At 69.7% G+C, this 22,276-nt stretch carries 12 protein-coding genes and 2 pseudogenes; 8 read left to right on the forward strand and 6 right to left on the reverse strand.

Features of this window, described 5'->3' with window-relative positions:
• Positions 1–54 precede the first annotated feature (54 nt).
• The 6 genes from HDA41_RS04195 to upp all read left to right on the forward strand — a co-directional run bounded on the left by HDA41_RS04195 (position 55) and on the right by upp (position 9,560).
• The gene (locus tag HDA41_RS04195; protein ID WP_184980792.1) at positions 55–1,296 is read left to right on the forward strand and encodes a CynX/NimT family MFS transporter; all 1,242 of its coding nucleotides are present in this window, start codon (positions 55–57) and stop codon (positions 1,294–1,296) included.
• 311 nt (positions 1,297–1,607) lie between these two features.
• Positions 1,608–5,774, forward strand: a complete 4,167-nt coding sequence (locus HDA41_RS04200; RefSeq protein ID WP_184980794.1) for an amino acid adenylation domain-containing protein — start codon at positions 1,608–1,610, stop codon at positions 5,772–5,774.
• A 30-nt stretch (positions 5,775–5,804) separates the two neighbouring features.
• Positions 5,805–6,755, forward strand: a complete 951-nt coding sequence (locus HDA41_RS04205) for a pseudouridine-5'-phosphate glycosidase (RefSeq protein WP_184980796.1) — start codon at positions 5,805–5,807, stop codon at positions 6,753–6,755.
• 47 nt (positions 6,756–6,802) lie between these two features.
• Complete coding sequence (locus HDA41_RS04210) at positions 6,803–7,474, forward strand: HAD family hydrolase (protein ID WP_184980798.1); 672 nt, start codon at positions 6,803–6,805, stop codon at positions 7,472–7,474.
• A gap of 75 nt (positions 7,475–7,549) precedes the next feature.
• Positions 7,550–8,794 (forward strand): questin oxidase family protein, encoded by a 1,245-nt coding sequence (locus HDA41_RS04215; protein WP_184980800.1) that lies wholly within the window; start codon positions 7,550–7,552, stop codon positions 8,792–8,794.
• A gap of 34 nt (positions 8,795–8,828) precedes the next feature.
• Entirely contained in the window at positions 8,829–9,560 is a 732-nt protein-coding gene (gene upp, locus HDA41_RS04220) for a uracil phosphoribosyltransferase (protein WP_184980802.1), read from the forward strand.
• Between the two features lie 152 nt (positions 9,561–9,712).
• Here the strand turns inward: upp and HDA41_RS04225 are convergent, their stop codons facing one another.
• From HDA41_RS04225 to HDA41_RS42640, 3 genes are all read right to left on the reverse strand, one after another.
• Positions 9,713–10,501 (reverse strand): LuxR C-terminal-related transcriptional regulator, encoded by a 789-nt coding sequence (locus tag HDA41_RS04225; RefSeq protein WP_184980805.1) that lies wholly within the window; start codon positions 10,499–10,501, stop codon positions 9,713–9,715.
• A gap of 157 nt (positions 10,502–10,658) precedes the next feature.
• A complete protein-coding gene (locus tag HDA41_RS04230) occupies positions 10,659–11,885 on the reverse strand; it encodes a cytochrome P450 (protein ID WP_184980807.1) in 1,227 nt (408 codons plus the stop codon).
• Positions 11,886–12,769: 884 nt separating this feature from the next.
• Positions 12,770–13,048 carry a DUF6009 family protein gene (locus tag HDA41_RS42640; RefSeq protein ID WP_376706850.1) on the reverse strand — a complete coding sequence of 93 codons (279 nt, stop codon included), beginning with the start codon at positions 13,046–13,048 and terminating at the stop codon, positions 12,770–12,772.
• Between the two features lie 581 nt (positions 13,049–13,629).
• On the opposite strand from HDA41_RS42640, the pseudogene HDA41_RS42645 reads away from it, so the two are divergent.
• Positions 13,630–13,707 (forward strand): annotated as a pseudogene (locus HDA41_RS42645) (helix-turn-helix domain-containing protein); the annotation flags it as partial.
• 303 nt (positions 13,708–14,010) lie between these two features.
• Positions 14,011–14,195: pseudogene (locus HDA41_RS40995) on the forward strand (IS5/IS1182 family transposase); the annotation flags it as partial.
• 8 nt (positions 14,196–14,203) lie between these two features.
• Here the strand turns inward: HDA41_RS40995 and HDA41_RS04245 are convergent.
• The 3 genes from HDA41_RS04245 to HDA41_RS04255 all read right to left on the reverse strand — a co-directional run bounded on the left by HDA41_RS04245 (position 14,204) and on the right by HDA41_RS04255 (position 22,244).
• Complete coding sequence (locus tag HDA41_RS04245) at positions 14,204–15,298, reverse strand: alanine racemase (protein ID WP_184980810.1); 1,095 nt, start codon at positions 15,296–15,298, stop codon at positions 14,204–14,206.
• 164 nt (positions 15,299–15,462) lie between these two features.
• Complete coding sequence (locus HDA41_RS04250) at positions 15,463–16,914, reverse strand: condensation domain-containing protein (RefSeq protein WP_184980812.1); 1,452 nt, start codon at positions 16,912–16,914, stop codon at positions 15,463–15,465.
• On the reverse strand, positions 16,911–22,244 hold the full coding sequence (locus HDA41_RS04255) for a type I polyketide synthase (protein ID WP_184980814.1): 5,334 nt from the start codon (positions 22,242–22,244) through the stop codon (positions 16,911–16,913). Before HDA41_RS04255 ends, HDA41_RS04250 begins: the two co-directional genes overlap by 4 nt.
• Between the last annotated feature and the right edge of the window lie 32 nt (positions 22,245–22,276).

A 22,276-nucleotide genomic window follows, 5' to 3' on the forward strand; every position in this document is an offset into this window, starting at 1 on the left:
AGTCTACGAGGAATCACTGGACGTAGGGTCATCCCATGAGTCACCATGAACGCCATGGCGAGCGATGAACTGACGAGCCGGCACCCTTCGCAGTCCCGTCGGGATGCGCTCGCCGGACCAGGGGCGCGCCGGCTGGCGGTGGTGGCCCTCGTCCTCGCCGCGCTGAACCTTCGCCCGGCGGTGACCAGCCTGGGTCCGGTGCTCGAAGAGGTCCGTGACTCACTCGCCATGAGCGGCACCGTCGCCGGGTTGCTGACGTCGATCCCCGCCGCGTGTTTCGCGGTGATCGGATCCACGGCACCGCGGCTGGCTCGCCGCTATGGCCCGAGCGGCGCCATCGCGGTCGGTGCTTCTGTGCTGACGCTCGGGCTCGCCCTGCGTCCGCTCGTCGCGAGCACCATCCTGTTCGTCGCGCTCAGCACCTTCGCTCTCGCCGGGATCGCCATCGCCAACGTGTTGCTGCCGGCGGTGGTCAAGCAGCGCTTCCCCGATCGGGTCGGCGCGATGACCGGGCTGTACTCCATGGCCTTGAACGCCGGCGCGTCCAGCGCCGCGGCCGTCACCGTGCCGGTGTCCGAGGCGTTCGGCGGCGACTGGCGATTAGGGCTCGGGGTCTGGGCCGCGCTGGCCGCGGCAGCCGTGCCGACCTGGCTCGCCGTCGCCCGTCGCCGTGACCGGGCCGCTGATCCCGGGGCAGACGCACCGGTGCAAAAGGCACCGGCCGGCGCCCGCATCACCCGCGATCCGACCGCCTGGGCACTCACCGCCTATTTCGGCCTCCAGGCCAGTTCCGCCTACATCATCATTGGCTGGCTGGCGCAGATGTTCCGGGATGCGGGCCTGTCGGCCGGGGCCGCCGGTCTGCTGTTCTCCGTGACCTCGCTGCTCGGCGTGCCGCTGTCGTTCCTGCTGTCCGCCGTGGCCGGGCGCCTGCCCAACCAGAGCGGAATCGCGGCCGTCATGGGCGTGTGCGGCATGGCGGGTTACGCCGGACTGTGGTCGGCACCTGCCTCCGCGCCCTGGCTGTGGGCCGTGCTGCTCGGTGTGGCCAACTGTTCCTTCCCACTGGCCCTGACGATGATCGGTATGCGCGGCCGGGATGGTGACACCGTCGCCCGCCTCTCCGGCTTCGTGCAGGGCTTCGGATACCTGCTGTCGATCCCCGGGCCCGTCGTCGTCGGCGCGCTCTACCAGCACTCCGACGGCTGGCGGGCACCTCTGCTCTTCGTGATGGTGCTGACGCTGCTCCAGATCGGAGCCGGTCTGCTGGCTGGCCGTGACCGTCAGATCGGCTAACAAATTCGACGGAAGAACCTGACGAAATCGAAGGGGCTTCTTGAAATCCGGCAGGGTCGGTCCTGGACCGTATCAATAGGGCGCGGGTAAGATTCCAGCCATTCCCCGGATCTTGTTGACCCGGTGACAAGTTTCCCATACGATTTTGTCTGGCTGATCTCATCGCCCGAAGACAGGGAATATCACCTCTCCTCTTCACTCCCTTCTTCCTTTTCGGTCGTCTTCGCAGTCTTTCATCTTTCTCTGTTCGGCCCGACGCTGCCGCTCGCGAGGAGAGGCACGTCTTCTTACGTGGAGAAACAGAAGAACTCATGAGCGCATCCGAGGCATCCCGCACGCGTCTCCTCGGCACGTGCCTTCCCGATCTCCTGCTGGAGCAGGCGCTCCGTGCTCCGGACCGGACGGCCGCCGTCCACGGCGAGCGCAGCATCACCTACGCCGAACTGATACGCAGCAGCTGTGACCTGGGCGCCTTCCTGAAGCACGAGGGCGTGGGCCGGGACAGCCGCGTCGGTCTGTTCATGGAGCCGTCACTCGACCTGCTGGTCGGTGCCTGGGGGATCCTGCACGCGGGCGGCGCCTACGTCCCGCTCTCCCCGGAATACCCCGAGGAGCGGATCGAGTACATGATGAAGGATGCCGGGGTCGAGATCGTCCTCACCCAGGAACACCTTCGTCCATCACTTCACGACTTATCCGGGGCGCCGGTGAGGGTGTTGACCCTCGACGAGACCCGGCGCATACGCCACGAGGGTCACCGAATACCCGGGTCGACCGAAGAGGTCGACGAACAGAATTCGGATACGCACGCACGGCCCGATGGACTCGCGTACGTCATCTACACTTCCGGCAGCACTGGAAAGCCGAAGGGAGTGATGATCGAACACAAGAGCATCGTGAACCAGATGAGATGGCTGCACGATGTCTGCGAAATAGATGACGAAAAGACCGTCCTCCAGAAGACGCCGATAAGTTTTGACGCCGCGCAGTGGGAGTTACTCGCGTCGGCTTGCGGAGCCAAGGTCGTGATGGGCGAACCCGGCATCTACCGGGACCCCGAAGCCGTCATCGACACGATCGTCCGGCACGACATCACCACGTTGCAGTGTGTCCCCACGCTTCTCCAGGCGCTGATCGACACGGAAGAGCTCCCGTCCTGCCGATCACTGCGGCAGATATTCAGCGGCGGCGAGGCGCTCTCCCGCAGCCTGGCCCGGCAGTGCCTCGACACCATGCCCGACTGCCGGCTCGTCAACCTGTACGGCCCCACCGAGTGCACCATCAACGCCTCGGCCTTCACTGTGGACCGGTCGGCCGTCGACGTCGGACCGAGCACCATGCCCATCGGCTCACCGGTGTACGACACCACCTTCCATGTCCTGGACACCGAGGGACACCCCGTCGCGGTCGGGGAAGTCGGCGAACTCCACATCGGTGGGGTCCAGGTGGCCCGCGGCTATCTGAACCGCCCCAATCTCACCGCGGACCGCTTCCGTGACGATCCCTTCGCGACGCAACCCGGTGCCCTCCTGTACCGCACCGGCGACCTGGTCCACTGGAACGCGGACGGCACCGTGCAGTTCGTGGGGCGCGCCGACAACCAGGTGAAGCTGCGAGGCTACCGCGTCGAACTCGACGAGATCAGCAGGACCATCGAGACGCACGACTGGGTCAGGAACGCCGCGGTCCTGCTCCGCGACGACACCGCCACCGGCTTTCAGAACCTGGTGGCCTTCGTCGAACTGAACCCCAAGGAAGCCGCCCTGATGGACCAGGGCAACCACGGCGCCCACCACCAGTCGAAACGAAGCAGGCTCCAGGTCAGGGCCCAACTGTCCAACCAAGGCTGCCGGGACCAGGCCGAGCTCGCCGACAGGCCTGTGACCGAACTCCCCGGCGCCGAGGCTACGCCCCGACAGCGCGCCCTGGCCTTCGCCCGCAAGACGTACCGGTTCTATGAAGGCGGTGAGGTCCGCCGGGACGACGTCCTGCGGCTGCTCGGTCGGCGTGACGCCGAACCGGACGGCGTGGCCGCCCGTACCCCGGACAGCCTGAGCCTCGCGGAAGTCGGCGAGATCCTGCGGAACTTCGGACAGCACCTCAGCGACGAACGGCTGCTGCCGAAATACGCTTACGCCTCGCCCGGCTCCCTGTACGCGACGCAGATGTACCTTGAACTCGCCGGTGTGGGCGGGATGCCGCCGGGCATGTACTACTACCACCCACTGCGCCACCAGCTGGTGCGTGTCGGCGACGCCCCGGAAGGGCCCGCCCCTCGGGCGAGGGTCCACTTCCTCGGCAAGCACCGGGCGATCGAGCCGGTGTACCGCAACAACATTCAGGAAGTGCTGGAGATCGAGGCCGGACACATGGTCGGCCTGTTCCAGGAGGTCCTGCCGGCCTACGGTCTCGACATCACGGCTGCCGCGTACTCGCCCGCTGCCAAGACCCACTTCGACTGCGCGGCGGAGGACTACTACCTCGGGACGTTCGAGTGGGTGCCGCACGGCGCCGCCGCGGCTGCCGAGGCCCTCGACATCTACGTGCAGGCGCACCCCGGGAAGATCGCCGACCTGCCCGCCGGGCAGTACCGGTGGACGGACGGCCGTCTGGTGCGTGTCTCCGACGCCCTCGTGCTGAGGAAACACCTCATCGCGATCAACCAACGGGTGTACGAGCGCGCTGCCCTCGGCATCGCCCTGGTCGCCCGGGGCCGCACACCCTGGCGGCACTATGTCGAACTCGGCCGCACGCTCCAGCGCCTCCAGATGAACGATCTCAACCTGGGGTTCATGTCGGCGGGCTACAGCTCCAAGACCGGAAACGACCTGCCCGCGGCCCGGCGCCTGGAACAGATCCTCACCGCTTGCGGGCTGCCTACGGGCCCTTCGTACTTCTGCGTCGGCGGCAGGGTCAGCGAGGAGCAGGTGCTCGGCCAGGGCATGAGGGAGGACGTGGTCCACATGCAGGGGCCGGCAGAGCTGATCAGAGAGGATCTGACCGGCCTGCTGCCGCACTACATGGTGCCGAACCGTATCGTCATCGTGGACCGCCTCCCGCTGACCGCCAACGGCAAGATCGACACGAAGGCGCTGGAGGCCTCGCGGCAGGCCGAACTCGCCCCGCCCGAGCGTGCCCTGGTCTCCCCCCGTACCAGAACCGAGCGCAAAGTCCGGGACGTGTGGCAGGCGGTGCTCAAGCGCGAACAGGTCTCGGTCGTCGACGACTTCTTCGAGTCCGGCGGCAATTCCCTGATCGCCGTGAGGCTTGTCAGCCGTCTGAACAAGGTGTTCGGCAGTGCCCTGCCGCTTCAGGTGCTGTTCGAAGCCCCCACAGTGGAGAAACTCGCCGCCAGGCTGGACGCCGCCGTTCCCGGGCCCGTATCTCGTCTGGTTCCGCTCCAGCCCGAGGGCTCCGGCACGCCGCTCCACTGCTGGCCGGGCCTGGGCGGCTACCCCATGAACCTGCGGCCGCTGGCCGCCGCGCTCGGCGCGGACCGGCCCGTCTACGGTGTGCAGGCACACGGCATCAACCGTGGCGAGACCCCCTACGCCACGGTCCGCGAGATGGCGCTGGCGGACGTCGCGGCGATCAGAGGTGTCCAGCCGCGCGGGCCCTACCTGCTGTGCGGCTACTCCTTCGGCGCGCGGGTCGCCTTCGAGACGGCGTACCAGCTGGAACAGGCCGGGGAAAGCGTGGAGCACCTGTTCCTCATAGCCCCCGGCCAGCCCCGGCTGCGCCCCGAGGACGCCTCAGCCGCGACGGGAACCGCCGACTTCGCGGACCGGGCTTTCCTCGCCCTGCTCTTCTCCGTCTTCGCCGGCACGCTCAACGGACCCGTGCTGGACGAGTGCCTGCGGACCGTCACCGACCAGGACAGTTTCGTCGCCTTCGTCACGACCCGGTTCGGCGGCTTGAACGAGGACCTCGTGCGGGCCGTCACCGACATCGTGCGGCAGACCTACTCCCTCACCTATGAGTTCCGCGAGCTGACGGGGCGGCGGCTGAACGCACCGGTGACCCTCGTCAAGGCGGCCGACGACAACTACTCCTTCATCGAGAACCAGAACGGCTTCTCGGCGGAGCCTCCCTTCGTCCATCGTCTGACGGCGGGGCACTACGACGTGCTGCGCACCCCGCATGTGGCCGAGCTCGCGGCACTGATCCGCGGCCGACTGCCCGCCTCGTCCCGGACCCCCCACCCGACTCCCCGTCACGCCCCGGTGTCCCAAGTCCCGTCACAGGAGGCCGTAGTGCCACACGTCAACATCAAGCACTTCCCGGTGCCGATCACCCGGGAGCAGGAGACCGAGCTGGTCGCCGCGGTCACCGCCGCGGTACGCAACGCCTTCGGCTGCGAGGAGGACGTCATCTCGATCTCCCTCGAACCGGTCGAGCAGGAGGTGTGGAACGAGCGTGTGTACCTCCCCGAGATCGTCGAGCGCAAGAACCTGCTCCGCAAGGCACCCAACTACTGACCGCCGCATCAGCTCCGGAAGGATCCGCACATGACCACGCAGCCAGGCGCGCACAGCCCCGTGCCGCTGGTGTTCACCGATGAGGTGGCCGCGGCGCTCGCCGCGGGCGACCCCGTGGTGGCTCTGGAATCCAACGTCATCACCCACGGCCTGCCGTACCCCGACAACGCGGCCACCGCCCGCAAGGTCGAGGAGGCCGTGCGGGTCGGCGGCGCGGTGCCGGCCACCATCGGCATCGACGGCGGCCGGATCCTGGTAGGGATGACCGACAAGGACATCGAGCGCTTCGCCGCCACGGCCGGCATCCCCAAGGTGAGCAGCCGGGATCTGCCGGTCGTCCTGGCCGCCGGAGGCCTGGGCGCCACCACTGTCGCCTCCTCCCTGGTGGCGGCGGAACTCGCCGGGATTGCCTTCTTCGCCTCGGCGGGCATAGGAGGCGTCCATCGCGGGGCCGAGACCACCATGGACATCTCCTCCGACCTGATCCAGTTCACCCGGTCGAAGGTGGCGGTGGTCTGCGCCGGCGCGAAGAAGATCCTCGACCTCGGTCTGACCATGGAGTTCCTGGAGACCCACTGCGTCCCCGTCATCTCCTACGGGTTCGACGACTTCCCCGCCTTCTACTGCCGCTCCAGCGGACTGCGCGCGCCGCACCGGCTGGACGACGAGGCACTGATCGCCCGTGCCGTCGACACCCACTGGGGGCTGGGCAACGACAGTGCCGTCCTCATCACCAGCCCGACCACGCAGGAGGACGCCATCGACGGTGACCAGATCGAGGCGGCCATCGCGGAGGCGCTCGCCGCCGCCGAGCGGGACGGGATCCGGGGCGGCGCCGTGACGAAGTACGTCATGCGCGCAGTCGACCGGGCGACCGAGGGCAGGTCGGCCCAGGCCAACATGGCGGTCCTCGTCCATACGGCGGAGGTCGGCGGCCGGCTCGCGGCGGCCCACGCCGAGTACCGCCGGGAGAACCGATGACGGACCGTCCGACGGACAGCGCGCATGATTCCAAGGAGAGGGCAGGCATGACGTACCTGGCGATGTTCGATCTCGACGGAACGCTGGTGGACTCTCCGCGGGCGATCGTGGAGACATTCGCCGCCGCCTTCGAGGCGATGGGCGTCGCGCCCCGGGATCCCGCGGACGTACGGGCCACCATCGGACTTCCGCTGGAGCAGGCTTTCGCCACTCTGTTGGGCGTGTCGCGGGACGATGCCCGCACCGCCGAAGGAGTGGCCCGCTACCAGGAGGCGTTCCGCACCGTCATCCTGCCCCGAGCGCACTCGCTCGTCTTCCCCTCGGTCGCGGAGGGGCTCGACGAGCTCCGCCGCCGGGGCCTCGACCTGGCCGTGGTCACCAGCAAGTTCCACGCCAGCGCCGAGGCCCTGCTAAGCGCGGCAGGCCTGCTGGACCGCTTCTCGGTCCTGATCGGTGCGGACGATGTCACGCGCCCCAAGCCGCACCCCGAGTCGGGCCAGGTGGCCATCGCACGCTGCGGTGCCGAGCCGGAGCGGGCGGTGATGGTCGGAGACACGACCCACGACCTGTTCATGGCCCAGGCGGCCGGTGTCCGGTCGATCGCGGTCACCTATGGAGTGCACTCACGGACCGAGCTTGCCGCAGCCGGGCCGTCGCACATCGCCGACAGCTTCGACGAGGTCGTCGCCTACATCCTCAAGGGGCTGCCTCAGGACTGACTTCGGCCGGGGCGCCCGGCCGCCCCGGCAGGTCCTCACAGGTCCCGTACGTTCGTACCAGAAAGGGCAGGCCCCATGGCCGACATCACCGCAGCGCACACCGCACCCGCGGACACCGACCGGTCCGACACCGGCGTCGTCGACCGCCTGCTGAGCGATCGCACCCACCACATCGAGTTCAACGGCCATCTCACCAACCACGTCAAGCACGCCGTGGTGGCCCTGGCCGGTCTCGGCGTGGAGCCGGAACGCATCAGCGCGTACCACGACAACTACGTGAAGCTCACGCCGTACGGCTTCCCCGTGGAACCGGCCCGCCGCGCGCGGCTCACCATCACGGACGACAACTGGCTCCAATTCCTCGGCCAACGTACCGACTTCGCCGCGTACTGCGACTTCTTCGACCGCCGGGAGAGGGAACTCGGCATGCCGGAGGTGCTCAGGCGCTACCTGCCGCACCTTCTGCCCGGCTGGGTCGGAGCACTTCAGCACGCCACCATCCACCTGGGCTGGGCGCTGGATGCGGGCAACCGCTGGATGGCCATCGAGGGCCTTGCTTATCTCGCCTTCGCCCACGTCTCCTGCCACCCGGAACGTGCCCGCCCGGCCGACTCCGGCCACGCCGAGGAGAAACCGAAGGACTCTCTGATGCGCATCGCCGGCTTCTGGGAGGAGAACCGGCCCGAACTCGGTCCCTGGGTGGAGAACCTGGTCAAGGACACCACGGCCGAGGCGGTGGGCGACATCCACCCCGAACTCCTGCGCTCGGGACTGCAGTACCGCATCGCCCGGATGCTCGGCGAGGGGCATCCGCTGATCGACGCGACACCCACCTGGAGCACGGCACAGGACCCCGTCACCAGCTGGGACGACCTGACCTACCTGGTCACGCTGCTGTATCTGGTGGAGCCGGGGGACTTCCTGCTGCTGCATCTGATCACCTCGCTGCACGCGATGCGGCACATCGCGGACGCTCTCCCTGCCGACCAGCGCCATGACGCAGTTCGGTACTACTGGACGGGCATCCTGGGCGTGCTCTTCTCGCGCGGGCACTTCCCCCGGCCGCGGAAGCTGGCGGCGCTGGACTCCCTCTTCGACGCCGCCCTGGACGACCTGGAGGACCCGCGGTGGGCCCGGGAGTGGGACTGGCTCGTCGCGCGGGCGGTCGAGGAGGAAGAGGAACACAACCCCAAGCTGGTGTACGTCATGCGTGAGATGTGGCGCAGGAGCGGCGGCATGTCCCTGTACCGCGTCGCCGCGGGCCAGTTCACCGCCACTCCGGAACTGCCTGCCACCTTCGAGCAGCCGCCCGTGGAATGACCGGACCAGACCCCCACTGAGAGGTAGGACACCCATGACCGCTCCCACCGCACCGTCCATCGACAGGTACCTCGGAACGAACGTCCACCTGCTGCCCCAGACAGACCAGTTACGTGCCCTTCACACCGTGGTCCGGGACCGGAACGCGCGCCGGGAGGACTTCGTCTTTTGCTCCGGCCGCATAATCCGCCTGCTGATCGAGGCGAGCCTCAACCTGCTCCCCTTCCAGCCCCACGACGTCCGCACCCCCGTCGGCAGTACCTACGAGGGCCTTCGCCTCTCCGCGAAGGTGTGCGGCGTTCCCGTCGTGCGCGCCGGGGAGAGCATGGAGAGCGAACTGCGCGCGGTATGCCCGGGGATCCCCATCGGCAAGATCCTCATCCAACGGGACACGACCACCAAACTGCCCGAGCTGTACTACATCAAGCTCCCCGACGACATCGCCGACCACCACGTCCTTCTGCTCGATCCGATGCTGGCGACCGGGGGAACCGCTCTGGCCGCCATCGAGGTGCTCCTGGAGCGGGGGGTCCCCGAACAAAACATCGTCTTCGTCAACTTCATCACCGTGCCGGAGGGCATCACCGCCGTGTGCGAGCGATACCCCGGGGTGAGGATCGTGACCTCTTCCATCGAGCAGCGGCTCAACGAGAACGCCTACATGGTGCCCGGCATCGGTGACTTCGGCGACCGCTACTTCGGGACGGACGCACAGCGGCATGAACCGCCCACCACACCCGCGACAGCCCCGGCCGGGCGGCGTTGACAGGGCTACGCCGCTGACCATGGCAGGACGCGCGGTGGCGGCTTGCTCAAGCAGGCCGCCCGCCCTTGTCCCATGGGCGGGCGGCGGGAGCGGCCGGGGGCGAAGCTCGTGCCGTCAGCTGGTCACGCGACGGCGAACGCGGCGACAGCCGGTCAGAGCCACCCCCGCCTGACGGCTTCGACAGCGGCTTGTACGCGGTTCTTCGCGCTGAGCTTGTCCAACAAGGTCACGATGTCCCGACGGTAGGTCCGGATCGAGACCCCGATCTCGCGGGCGATGGCCTCGTCCTGGCCCCCGTCGGCCAGCCGCCTGAGGATGACCTGCTCGCGCGAGGACAGGCCGCTGCCGGCGCTGCCACCGGCCCGGTCACCGCCGGTGCCGGAAAGCAGCGTCTCCAGGTCGGTTGCCTCCGCCCAGCGCTCCTCGAAAACCCGGGCGGCCAGCGCGACCGACTGCGGATGGCGCACCATGGTGAGCGACTCGGGATCGCCCACGCCCTTGTCGGCGAACAGAGCCAGCCGGTCCCCGACCAGGATGATCCGCACCGGCACCGAAGCCTGGACGCGGACTCGGACACCCGCATCGGCCAGTTCCCGCAGATGTCGCTGACCGGTCGGCGTCTCCAGGTGGCTACGGGCATACACACACCGCATCAGCAGACCCCGCTCGATGGCCCTGAGCGCGCGCTCGCGCTCCGCGGCCAGGGCGTCCGCGGACTCCGGCGGGCCGGGATGGGTGCTTCTCAGCTCGTCGTCGGCGAGCATGGTTAACGCGCGTAGCGTGGCGCCCGTCCGGGCTGGTCCCTGGAACCACTCGAGGCGGTGTGCCGTGCTCTGCGGCTGGTCGTTCTGCGCGGGGGCCATGCGGAGTTGCTCGAGGGCCTCGCTGAGGTGTTCCACCTCCTCGGCCATGTGGTGCAGTCGGTCGGCCACGTGCTGCATCGCTCGATGGGCCGAATCCTCGGGGCCGACTGCTCTGACCTGCGATCCGACCGTCGGTGGGCGGCTGTCGGGCCGCATGCCGATGTGTTTCGCGGCTGATATCTCTGGTTGCGTCGTAACAGGGTGTCGCATGATCATTTTCCCCTCGGGGGCAACCTCACCACACCACCGGCAGTTCGAACAGCCCGTAGGCGTTCATACGGTGGCGGAAGTTCAGCTCCTCCAGAGGCTTGGTAACCCTTAGTCGCGGGAGCCGGCGCACGACGCCGGCCAGGGCTGACTGGAGCTCGACCCGGGCGAGCGGTAGCCCGAGGCACTGGTGGACACCGAAGCCGAAAGCCAGATGCCGACGCACGGGGTGCCGGACGTCCAGCCGGTCCGGGGCATCGAAGACACAAGGGTCACGATCGGCGGCGGCCAGGACGCCTTCACCGGCCCGGATGGTGACGCCCCCCATCTCCATGTCCTCCGTGGCCAGCCGCGGCAGTCCGGTAGGGATGACGGTCTGATACCGCAGGAGTTCCTCCACGGCCCCCGGGATGAGGCCGGGATCCTCGCACAGCGCCGCCCACTGGTCAGGAGCCTCCAGCAGGTTGAGCACGCCGATGCCGATCAGGTTGGCGGTGGTCTCGTGCCCCGCGACGAGGAGCACCGCGGCCATACCCACGACCTCGTCGTGGCTGAGGTGCCCCGGTACTTCCTGCCCGGCGATCAGTCTGCTGAGCAGGTCGTCGGCCGGATGGCTCGCCTTGTGGGCGGCAAGTCGGTCGAAGTAGTCGCGCAGTTCCTCACGAGCGGCGAGGACCCTCTCGACCCCGGCGGTGTGATCGAGCATCAGGCAGCTCTGCTTCTGGAAGAAATCGTGGTCCTGGTAGGGCACGCCGAGCAGTTTGCAGATCACGCGTGAGGGCAGGGGCAGCGCGAACGCGTCCACCAGGTCCGTGGGTGGGCCGGCGGCGATCATGTCGTCGAGCAGCGACTCCACGACGGCGTCCACCTCGGGGCGCATCCGCTGCATGCGCTTGACGATGAACTCCTGTGTGAGCATGCGGCGTTGTCTGCTGTGCTCGGGCGGGTCCATACGCAGGAAGCCGACCGGGAGGTCCTCGTTCTGCTGGAGCTTTTGGACCGGGGATACGAACGGGAACCCGGGACGGTGGAGATCTGCGCTCAGCCGGGGGTCGCGCAGCGCCTGCCGCGCGTCGGAGTACCGGCTCACCACCCAGGGCCGGCTTCCGTCCCGGAGCATGACCCGGGCGCCGGGACGCTCCTCTCGTAACTCACCCACGAGCGGCGGAAGATCGAGCGGGCAACCGGTGCGGACCGTGGGATACGCCGGCGCGGCATGGCTGCCGAACGGCTCGGTGATGCCGGTGGTGGTCATGTGTGCGCTCCAGGTCGTGAGGCCTCAGGACAGCCCGATCGCCCGATTACACCGCTCGACGCGGGCAACAGTCGGGCCGCGGTGCCAATTCGGGAGACTTCGTCATACGACACCGGCCGCTGCCATAATTCACCGACAGAGCCGCATGTCGCTGCTTGAGCGACAATCATTGCCTCTACCTTCCCAGCTTCCCTCCGAGACCGCTCGTCCCGAACTCCACAGGTTCTACAGACGCCACATCACCCGAAGCGGGGAAGATTTCCGAGCCAGAGCCAATAACAGGCCGAACCGGTCGTTTAGACCGATCTCTTTTCTCGGCTCAACAGACCCCCGTCCGAGCCACCTGAAAACGCTAGGCAGCAGCAATTTGATCTGTCAAGGCTGATAAGTATGGACCTGCTGACGCCAATGTCCCACTTTTCTTGTTCATCCAGAAGTCAACCACCGGGGGCGAGGGTGCAGAATTGCGAACCAGGAACCAGATCCGGCCACATGAGCAGCGGAGACGCACCTCCTCCCCGACCCTCGTCACCCTTGAGCACTCAGCGCCAGGCAGCACGTTTCACATGAGCTGAACGCATGAGATTTCAGCCAAATGACCGACCGTCTCGTTCAACGTTTAAGTGTTGACGTCAGCAAAGGTGTCGGTTACATTAAATTTCGCTTGATCTCGGTTGGCGAGTTGGAGCCATGTCAGTTGCCTGTGTTAAGGGCTTGCAGGGATGCCGGCGACGGTGTCGGCACTGATGCGGCGCGGGCGCGCTGCTTGGACGGCAGGTGCTGCAGTGCGGCGATGAATGCCAGGCGTACGATTCGCCTGCTTCGGTTGCCTCTTCGCGCCGGGCGCTGGTCGTGCTTACCGGGTGCGGCGAGCGGCCTGGGAGTTACAGCGGTAGCTGTATGCCGAGTTCTTGCATGGCCAGGGAGGGCGGGCCGCCTTCGGAGCGTTCGGTCTCGGATCCTTTGACGCGGGGCTCGAGGGGGTGCGGGTCGACGGCTTCGGCGGGGGCGCTCGTGGCGTACAGCCCGCCCCTTGCGCAGTAGCCGTTCCACGGACGTACTTGAGCGTCATGCCCGGCGCGACCGCGACGTGGTGACTGTCCAGCACGTCCTGGTCGTCTTTCCCGCCGGGGAAGGGCGGGGACGGTCCGGCCGCTGCCGATGGGCCTCGGCCTGTTCGGCGTCGTACAGCAGGGCGCGCCGGGCGAGCTGTTCGGTTTTCAAACCCTTCGGTCCGCGGAGTCCCGGCGCGCGCCCCAGAGGGCGGCACCCGCACGGAGCACCTCGTCTCCGGTCTGGTGGGTGGTGGGACGGGCCCCGGGGGCCGGCATGGCGCCGGGGTCGGCGGCGCCATGCCCGTTGCCGTCCAGGTCGCTTGCTGAGATGGGCGACGTGGCCTCAGGGGACGCGGGGCCGGGGCCCTTACGCTGCCTCGTGTCGTTCGCCTCCCTTGCCGCCGGGAGGAAGCCCGCACCGACTGAACAGGTCGACTGTCCTCGGCGGGCAGATGACGCCGGGGCCGGGCAGTGCAAGCTCCAGGTGCCGAAGCCGGTCAGCGAGGGCGTCACGGCTCAAGGACGTCTCGGGCCAGGCCGTGGGGCGTGGCCGTGCGGGGAACCGTCGGAACAGATCAGCTGCTTCGGCACCGACAAGAGAATGCGACTCGTGGCTGGGCGTCGCGGCGGGGCTCGCGTCCGCGAGGGTCGTCAGCATCAGCGAGGTCCTCCGAACAGCACGTTGAGGGATTCGGCACGTCCGACGGCTGGAGAAGGAGATCGGTATCCCCCTGCTGGAGCGCAAGCCGCGGGGCGTGGTGCCGACGACGGCAGGCGAGATCCTGCACCGGGCAGTCCGGGAGGGGTTCACCGCCCTGAGTGACGCGCTGCGTCTGCTGGACGAGCTTCGCACTGGGCACCACGGCAGGATGGCCATCGCCACCGGAGCGACCACGATCAGGCACTTCATGGGCGCTGCAGTGAAGGAGTTCCGCCGCGCCCATCCCGAGGTACGGCTGGAGTTCCACACCGAGCGCTCCAGTGAGCGCTGTCTGCACGCTCTTCGCCAGGGACTGGTGGCTGCTGCAGCATGTCCATGCCGCGGCCGAGCCGCAGGTGAGATCGACTCCATCGCGCGCAAGGGGATCGAGTCCTCGCAGCGGCTGGGCCGCCACCGGTGGACCGTGGAGCGGACGGTGGCCCGGCTGGCCGGGTGCCGTCGCCTCACCGTCGTTACGAGCGCAAGGCTGAAGACTTCCTTGCCTTCGCCGGGATGGCCGCACGTCTGATCTGCTACCACCGGCTCTCGGTTTGAGACGGTGCTCAGGTATTGGCACCTCGCGCCGTTACCTGCCAGCGATCGATCACCTCGCAGTCTCGGACGACCAGCAGCTCATCGGCGAGGTTCACCGGCGTGCATATGTGGTTGGGGACGACAGCGACCAGCGACCCGAGGCGTGGTCCCCGCACCCCTTCCGGAAGCCGGACGACGGCGTGGTGTTCCCACAATCCGGTGATGGTTCCCTGCGGGAACTGGGGCAGGTAGCCGTGGCCCGTCACCCAAGGCGACCGGTCGGAGCCGAGGACCTTGCTACCGACATCAAGCACAAAGCGGTCAGGTGCGGGAACGCTGATCACCGTCGCCGCGGCGACCAGCGCAAGATCCTCCACACCGCAGGTGCCGATGGTCAGCTGGGTTGCGTCATTGAAGACGTAGACACCGGGCCGCAGCTCGTTCACCTCTCCCGGCCGCCACCGACCCACCGTGGGAGTGGACCCGCCGCTGACCACACGGACGTCGATCCCAAGGTCCCGCAGCGCCTGTGCGGCCTCGCTCAGCGTGCGCTCCTCATCCCGTGCGGCACGCTCGCGCGCCTGCGCGTCGTGCCCGTAGCCGTGTCCCGGGAACGTGAACACGCCGGCAACATCCAGTCCTGCGTCGGCGGCAGCCTTCCCGACCTCACCGGCAGCATGCGGCCGTACTCCCGTGCGATGGCTCCCGCTGTCGACCTCGACGAGCACCTCGACCGGCCGGGCACTGCCGCGCACGGCCTTGCCCAGCCGCTGTGCACCTTCGGCCGATTCGACACCGACTCTCAGGACAACGTCGTCCGCCAACCGGCGCAGCCGCTGCGTCTTGTCGGCATCGAGCCACACGGGGTAAGCGATGAACAGGTCATCCACGCCGACCCGAGCGAATATCTCGGCCTCGCTGATCGTGGCCACCGACAGCCCGCGCGCGCCAGCTCGAAGCTGACGGTCGGCGATCTGCGCGCACTTGTGGCTCTTGGCGTGCGGGCGCAGAGCGAACCCTTGAGACCGCGAAGCCTCAGCCATCTGCGAGATATTCCTGTCCAGAACGTCCGGATCGACCACGAGTGTCGGCGTAGCCAGCCCATCGGGCAGCGGTATCACCATCTCCTGCCTCCCCTCACGGAACACGTCCGGACGACCATGGCAGGTCGGCGGACCAGGGCCACAAGGCCATCACCTCAGGCCACATGTACCAATCGAGACGACCTCTTAGTGGTGCCCGGGCGCAATGCCGAGAACCTGTACGACGCGTCCCACGAAATCCGTGCTCACGCCAGCCCCCTCCAGTCCCCGATGATGCCGCGGAACAGGCCGTCCGTACCCGGTTTCAGGTCTCCCCGTCGGTGGACCACCAGCGGCACGGCCAGCGGCTCCAGCTTGCCCACCGGCGTAGTGAGATCTGCGATCGCCGCCGCCAGCAGACCGAAGAACGTCCGCGCCAGCTCTATCGCCACGTCCTGCCCCACGAGGCGCGGCCGGTTCTCCAGTTCGAGGCACAGCTCCCCGCGCCGCCATCCCAGGGAGAACGTGATGTCGTAGCGCGCCGAACCGGTCACCAGCTTGTTGGTGGCGAGCGTCGCGGTGGCCAGGCTCCGCGTGGGCGCAGGGGTGTTCTGCAGGATGAACATCGTCTGGAAGTAGGGCGTGCGCTCCGGCTCCATGGGGGGCGCCAGCGCGTCGAGCAGGACGCCGTAGGGGATGTCCTGGTTGTCGTGGGCCGCCATGACCAGACGGTGGGTGTCCTCCACCAGCCGGCCCACGGGCACCTCGGGCCGGAACACGTAAGGCATCACCAGGGTGTTCACGAAGAAACCGACCACGTCCCGCCACCGTGGGTCGGTACGCCCCGCGAAGGGCGTGCCGACGGCCAGGTGGTCACATCCGGTCAGCCGCCGCAGGGCCAGCTGGTAGACGGCGAGCCCCAGCACGAAGAAGGACGTGCCGCAGGCGCGGGCGGCCTGCTGAGCCTCCTGGATCAGGCTCTGCGGCAGCCCGAGCCAGGCCATGTCTCCGCCCCACCAGGACGCCTCGGGGTCCCGGCCCCCCTCGGGCCAGGGCAGCGGCCCGGGCGGGTCCGCTAGCCGCTGCCGCCAGTGGTCAAGCTGGGCATCGTGCTGGCCGCGTTCGATGCGCCGGCGCTGCCAGACCGCGAAGTCGACGTACCGGTGGGCGGGGGCGGGCCGGTCGGGCGCACCGGAAAGGAGGGCGCCGTACCGCTCCTCCAGGTCGTCGAAGAAGACCGGGGAGGACCAGCCGTCGAAGGCGATGTGGTGGAAGTTCACGATCATCACGGTCTCGTCCGCCGCCAGACTCACCAGGTGGGCCCGGGTGGTGGTCTCCGCCCGCAGGTCGAAGGGGCGTGCTGCTTCCTCCGAGCCGAGCTGTCGCAGGCGCCCGATCCGCTCGTCCTCCGGCAGGCGTCGCAGGTCGTGCCGGAACACGGGCACGTCCCCGGGGTCGTGCAGCCGGGCGGTGAGTCGCCCTGCCGCCTCCCCGAAGGAGGCCCGCAGCGACTCGTGCCGCGTGGCCACCTCGCGGAGCGCCCTTTCCAGGACTCCGAGGTCCACCGGACCGCGCAGCAGCACCGCGATCGGCACGTTGAACGAGGCCGACTCCGGGAAGCGGGTCTGGTACGCCCAGTGCCGCTCCTGGCCGATCGAGGCCCGCCAGGCCGACCCGGCACTCGCAGTGCGCCCGCTGTCGTCGTACGCCGTGCTCATGCTCCCGCCTCCTGCTGTCGCGCCACGACGACCTCGGCGAGCGCCCCCGGGGTGGGGGCGTCGAAGAGATCGGCGACGCTCATGGGCACCCCGAAGCGGTCTTGGAGCCGGGACACCAGTTGGACCGCGGTGAGGGAGTCGCCGCCCACGCCGAAGAAGTCGTCGTCGGGCTTGATCTCGCCGAGCCCGAGAGTCTCCCCGAGCAGTCGCACCACTTCAGTCAGGGCGTCGTCCGTGGGTTCGGGCGCCTGGGGCGCTTCCCGCCCGGCGTCGTGCCGGACCGGGGCGAGCGTCACCGGGCTCTGCTGCGCCTGCGTCGGTGCCGCGGTGACAGGTACCTCGACGGGTGTCCACTCCTCCGCCGGGACCACCGCCACCTGTGCAGGCACGTGCTCGGTCAGCAGGCGCATCAGGGTGTCGACGCCTTCGTCCAGAGTGATGCCCGAGGTCAGGCCGATCGTCACCGGCTCGTCGCGGACCGGGGGCTCGGTATGGGGCGGCGTGGGCTGCTCCACTGTCAGGGCGATCTTGGTGTAGCCGCTGACTGTGACAACGGCCCGGCCGAGGCCGTCGTAGAGCTCGGCGTCCACGGTGGAGCGGCCGGTGCGTTCCGGGCGGCGCACCATGCGGACCATCAGCTGCCCGGCGACCTCCCCGTACACCACCGCCCTGCGGCAGGTGAACGGCACGAAGTCACCGGCGGGCAGGTTCAGCGCCAGCGAGCGGTCGAGCAGGACCGGGTGGACCGGATGCGTGTCGAGGTCAGCTAGGTGTTCGGCGGCCAGCTCCAGCCGGCCCACCGTCACCTCGTCCTCCCGGTACGCCGCACGGACGCAGCCGAACCGCTCCCCGAAGGTGAAGTCCGTGCTCGAACCCTGCGGTGTCCCGGGGGTGACGGCCGGCCAGCCCTGGCACAGCGCCGTCAGGTCGGCGGTCGGGCGGTTGGCGGCCAGCGAGCGGTCGACACGGACCCGTGCACGCGCGTGCACGGTCGGCCGCTCCCCGCCCGCGGCGGCCCGCACTGTCGCGCTCCAGGCTCCCTCGGCCGTCCGCGTCAAGGTGACGGTCACCTCCGTCGGCTCCGCCACGAACAGAGGCTCCGAGAGCATCAGGTCCTCGATGACCACCGGGTCGAGGTCGTCGGCGCCGCCTGCGTCCCGCACGGCCCGCACCAGGAGGTCGAAGTAAGCGGCTCCGGGCAGCAGGGCCCGGCCCTTGAGGCGGTGTTCGGCCACGACCCAGTCGCCGGGTGCGACGAGGGTCATCCAGCGCGCGCCGTCCCGATCGGGCTCCGTCGGCCGGTCCGGGGCGCCGCCGGCCATCCCGACCTCGTGCCAGGTCGGCCAGTTGACGCTGACGGTGACCGGGGCCCCGGGGGGTGCACTGTGGGCGACCGCGTCCATGAAGGCGTTCGCCGCCGCGTAGTCGGCGCTGCCCAGAAGCCCGTTGAGGGCGGCCCGGCTGGAGAACAGCGTCAGGAACCGGACGCCGGGTGTTTCGGCGACGACCTCCCGCAGCACCAGCGTGCCGGTCACCTTGGCGCTCAGCACCGTCTCCATGTCCGCACGGGACCGGGTGCGCAGCAGCCCGCCCCCGGCCACGCCCGCGGTGTGCAGCACGCCGTGCACAGCGCCGTAGCGGGAGCGCAGCTCGTCGAAGATGCCGCGTACGGCCCCAGCGTCCGAAACGTCGGCCGCGTGCAGCGTGACCTCGGCGCCGGCCGCCTCCATGGCGGCGACCATCGGGGCGATCCGCTCCCGCTCCTCGGGCCGGTCCGCCCTGCGGCCCATGAGGGCCAGGCGCGGGTGCAGCCCGGTGTGGGCCAGCGCCTGGGCCACCGCGAGGCCAATGGCGCCGAGTCCGCCGGTGACGACGTAGACGCCGCGCTCCTCCAGCAGGGTGCCGATCGGTCCGCTGGCCTTGTACTCCGTGCGGTCCGGCAGCCAGCGGCGGCTGCCGCGCAGTGCCACGGCCGGGTCGACGGGGCCGACGAGTTCGGCGGCGAGGACCGCAGGCGGCACATTGCCGACGTCGATCAGCCGGACCTGCCCGGCGCCCGACTCCAGGGCCGCGGACCGCACGAGGGCGCACGCGGCGGCGCGGGCGGGGCTCAGCCGTTCGGCGCCGGTGACATCGACCGCGGACCGGGTCACGACGGTGAGGGGCAGCGGGCGCCTGTCCGCGTCCCGCTGTCCGGCGGCGGCCTGGAACAGTTCGACGACCGACCACAGCGCCTCGTCCAGCGCCTCCGGCGCGTCCGCCGCGCCGTCCGCCGGTGTCGCACAGGCCCGGCCGTGCACCAGCAGGCGTACGTCGATGGCCCGTTCGGCGAGGTGGCCCAGGTAGGCGGCGAGGTCCCCGGGGTGCCCGCGCCGCACGGTGCCGCGGTAGTCGGCGGCCTCGTACGCGTCGCCTTCGCTGACCGGGACAGCCCGGTAGCCGGCCAGCTGGACAGCGGTCAGCAGCTCCCGCGCGGCGACCGGGTCGGCCGGGATCAGCACCACCGCGTGCCCCTGGCTGCCGGGCGTGCGGCGATCCGCGGCCTGAGCATGCCGGTCAGGACGCCAGCCGGGCAGCGCGAGCACGGGGCGGTCCGGGAGCGCGACGGGAGCGGCCGGCGCCTCGTCGTGCCAGGGCGCCGGACGCTCGGCGCCGGGCGCCGGACGCCGTTTGCCCGCGGCGTACGGCAGCCAGAACTCCCGGCGCCGGTACGGATATGCCGGCAGCGCCACCCGATGCGTGTCCTGCGGACGCGGCAGGACTTCCCAAGCCACGTCGGCCCCGTCGCACCAGGCGTGGGCAAGCGCCGCGAGCAGCGTGGGCCAGTCGGCCTCGGCGCCGGCCGGCTCGTTGGCCCTGGGCAGACAGCCGACGGCCCGGTGACCGGCTTCGCGCATGCCCGTGTGGCGGCGGATCAGGCTGGTCAGGGCCTGTCCGGGGCCCACTTCGAGGATCCGGGCCGGCTCCTGCCCGGCCAGCGTCTCCAGGGCGTGCCCGAACAGCACCGGCTCGACGAGCTGCTCGGCCCAGAAGCGGGGCGAGGTGGCCTGGGTGGCGTCGAGCGGGCGGCCGGTGGCGGCGGAGATCACCGGAGTCTCGGGGGCGCGCAGCGCGGAACTCGCCAGCAGGTCGGTCAGCTCAGCCACCGCCGGCGCCATCATCGGCGTATGGAAGGCGTGCGAGGTGGACAGCAGCCTGCCCTGTACACCGCGCCCGGCCAGTACCTCCCGCAGCGCCTCGACGGCCTCGGCCGGACCGCCGACGACCACTTGCCGGGGGCCGTTGACCGCGGACACCGTGACCTCGGGGACAAGCAGTTCGCGTACCAGGTCCTCGGGGGCGGCCACGGCGAGCATCCGGCCGGGCGGCATGCTCTGCATCAGCTCCGCCCGGCGGGCGACGAACCGCACCGCGTCGGCGAGCGGCATGACGCCGGCCAGCGTGGCAGCTACCACCTCGCCCACACTGTGCCCGATCAGCGCAGCGGGCTGCAGTCCGGCCGCCCCGAGGGTGCGGGCGAGGGCGTACTCGACGGAGAACAGCAGCGGCTGGGCGTGCACGGTGCGGGCCACGACCTCGGGGTCGCTCTCCTCCTGCCACACCTTCAGCATGTCGATGGCGAGGGCGTCGGAGAACAGCGAGAGGCACTCGCGCATCCGGGAGTCGAAGTCGGGCAGCCGGGCAGCGAGGCCGACCGCGGCCCGCGGCTGCTGCGAGCCCTGCCCGGGCAGGGCGAACACCAGACGCCGGCCCGTACCGTCGGACAGCGCGGTCGGTGCCGTGCCCGGATCGGCGAGGAGCCGGGCTGCCTCGGCGGGCCGGCTGAAGGTCAGGGCCGCCCGCACGGGCAGCGCCCGGCGCCCCGTCTGCGAGGTGAACGCCACGTCCGCCGCGACCTCGTCGGGCAGCGCGCCCAGGAACTCGGCCAGCTGGGCACGTACCTGACCCTCGGCCTCCTGGTCGGTGCCGCTCCACACCAGCAGTTCGGTGCGCTCCTGGCGGGGCGGCGCTGGGGCGGGGCTCGGCGCCTCCTCAAGGACCACATGGGCGTTGGTGCCGCCGAAGCCGAACGAGCTCACGCCCGCGCGGCGCGGCGCGCCCGCCGTGCGCGGCCAGGGCAGCACCGCGTCCGCCACCCGGAAAGGGGTCTGCTCCAGTCGCAGCTGTGGATTGGGGGTCCGCACGTTGATGGTGGGCGGGATGCTCTCGTGGTGCAGTGCCAGCACCGTCTTGATCATGCCGACGATGCCGGAGGCCGGGCCGAGGTGGCCCACGTTCGACTTCACCGAGCCGATCGCGCAGGCGCCGGGCCGCAGCTCGCCCGAGGCGACCGCGAGCATCGCCTGGTGCAGGCCGTGGATCTCCACGGGGTCGCCCATCTGAGTTCCGGTGCCGTGCAGTTCCACGTACGACACGGTGTCCGGGTCCACGTCGGCGACGGCCAGGGCCTCGGCGATGGCGCGGCTCTGTCCCTCGGAGCTGGGCGCGGTGAACCCGGGGCGCTCGGCACCGTCGTTGTTGACCGCGGAGCCCTTGATCACGGCGTAGACCGGGTCGCCGTCGGCGACCGCGTCGGCGAGCCTCTTGAGGACCACCACGCCGCCGCCGCTGCCGAAGACCGTGCCGCTCGCCTCCGAGTCGAGCGGCCGGCAGTAGCCGTCGGCGGAGTCGATGCCGCCGGCCACATGGCGATAGCCGCGCCCGTACGGGGTCTCGATCTCCACGCCGCCCGCCAGCGCGATGTCGCAGTCGCCGAGCCGCAGGGCCTGGCAGGCCAGGTGGGTGGCGACCAGGGAGGTGGAGCAGGCCGTACGGACGTTCAGGCTGGGGCCGTTCAGGCCGAGCCGGTAGGACGTGTAGGTGGCCAGATAGTCGATGTTGTTGGAGACCAGGGCGACCATGTCACCGACCTGCGCGAGGAGTTCGGGGTCGGCCCGGATGTGGTCGTCGACGTAGTTGTCGCTGGCGCAGCCGCCGTAGACGCCGATCCCGCCCTCGTAGCGGGACGGTTCGTAGCCTGCGTGCTGAAGGGCGGTGGAACACAGTTCGAGGAAGAGGCGGTGCTGCGGATTGCGCAGCTCGCTCTCGCGCGGGGAAATGCCGAAGAAGGTGTTGTCGAATCCGCCCACGTCGTCAAGGAGCGGCCTGGCGGGTATGTAGTGCGGGTCCTTGAGCAGCTCCGGGTCCTCGCCCGCGGCCAGCAGTTGCTCGTCGCTGAGCCGGTGGATGCTGTTGCGCCCTGCCAGGAGATTGCGCCAGAACTCGTTGGCGTCGGCCGCGTCGGGTACCCGCACGGACAGTCCGATGACCGCGATGGCGTCACTGCTCACTATCCGGTGCCTTTCTTGCTGTGAAATGGGGG

The organism is Streptomyces caelestis, from assembly GCF_014205255.1.
Lineage (GTDB): Bacteria > Actinomycetota > Actinomycetes > Streptomycetales > Streptomycetaceae > Streptomyces > Streptomyces caelestis.

Coding starts and splice junctions, on each gene's coding strand:
- HDA41_RS04250 (WP_184980812.1), bottom strand. CDS start 16,914: ATGAGCACGGCGTACGACGACAGCGGGCGCACTGCGAGTGCCGGGTCG.
- HDA41_RS04200 (WP_184980794.1), top strand. CDS start 1,608: ATGAGCGCATCCGAGGCATCCCGCACGCGTCTCCTCGGCACGTGCCTT.
- HDA41_RS04245 (WP_184980810.1), bottom strand. CDS start 15,298: ATGGTGATACCGCTGCCCGATGGGCTGGCTACGCCGACACTCGTGGTC.
- HDA41_RS04215 (WP_184980800.1), top strand. CDS start 7,550: ATGGCCGACATCACCGCAGCGCACACCGCACCCGCGGACACCGACCGG.
- HDA41_RS04210 (WP_184980798.1), top strand. CDS start 6,803: ATGACGTACCTGGCGATGTTCGATCTCGACGGAACGCTGGTGGACTCT.
- HDA41_RS04225 (WP_184980805.1), bottom strand. CDS start 10,501: ATGCAGCACGTGGCCGACCGACTGCACCACATGGCCGAGGAGGTGGAA.
- HDA41_RS04195 (WP_184980792.1), top strand. CDS start 55: ATGGCGAGCGATGAACTGACGAGCCGGCACCCTTCGCAGTCCCGTCGG.
- upp (WP_184980802.1), top strand. CDS start 8,829: ATGACCGCTCCCACCGCACCGTCCATCGACAGGTACCTCGGAACGAAC.
- HDA41_RS04205 (WP_184980796.1), top strand. CDS start 5,805: ATGACCACGCAGCCAGGCGCGCACAGCCCCGTGCCGCTGGTGTTCACC.
- HDA41_RS04230 (WP_184980807.1), bottom strand. CDS start 11,885: ATGACCACCACCGGCATCACCGAGCCGTTCGGCAGCCATGCCGCGCCG.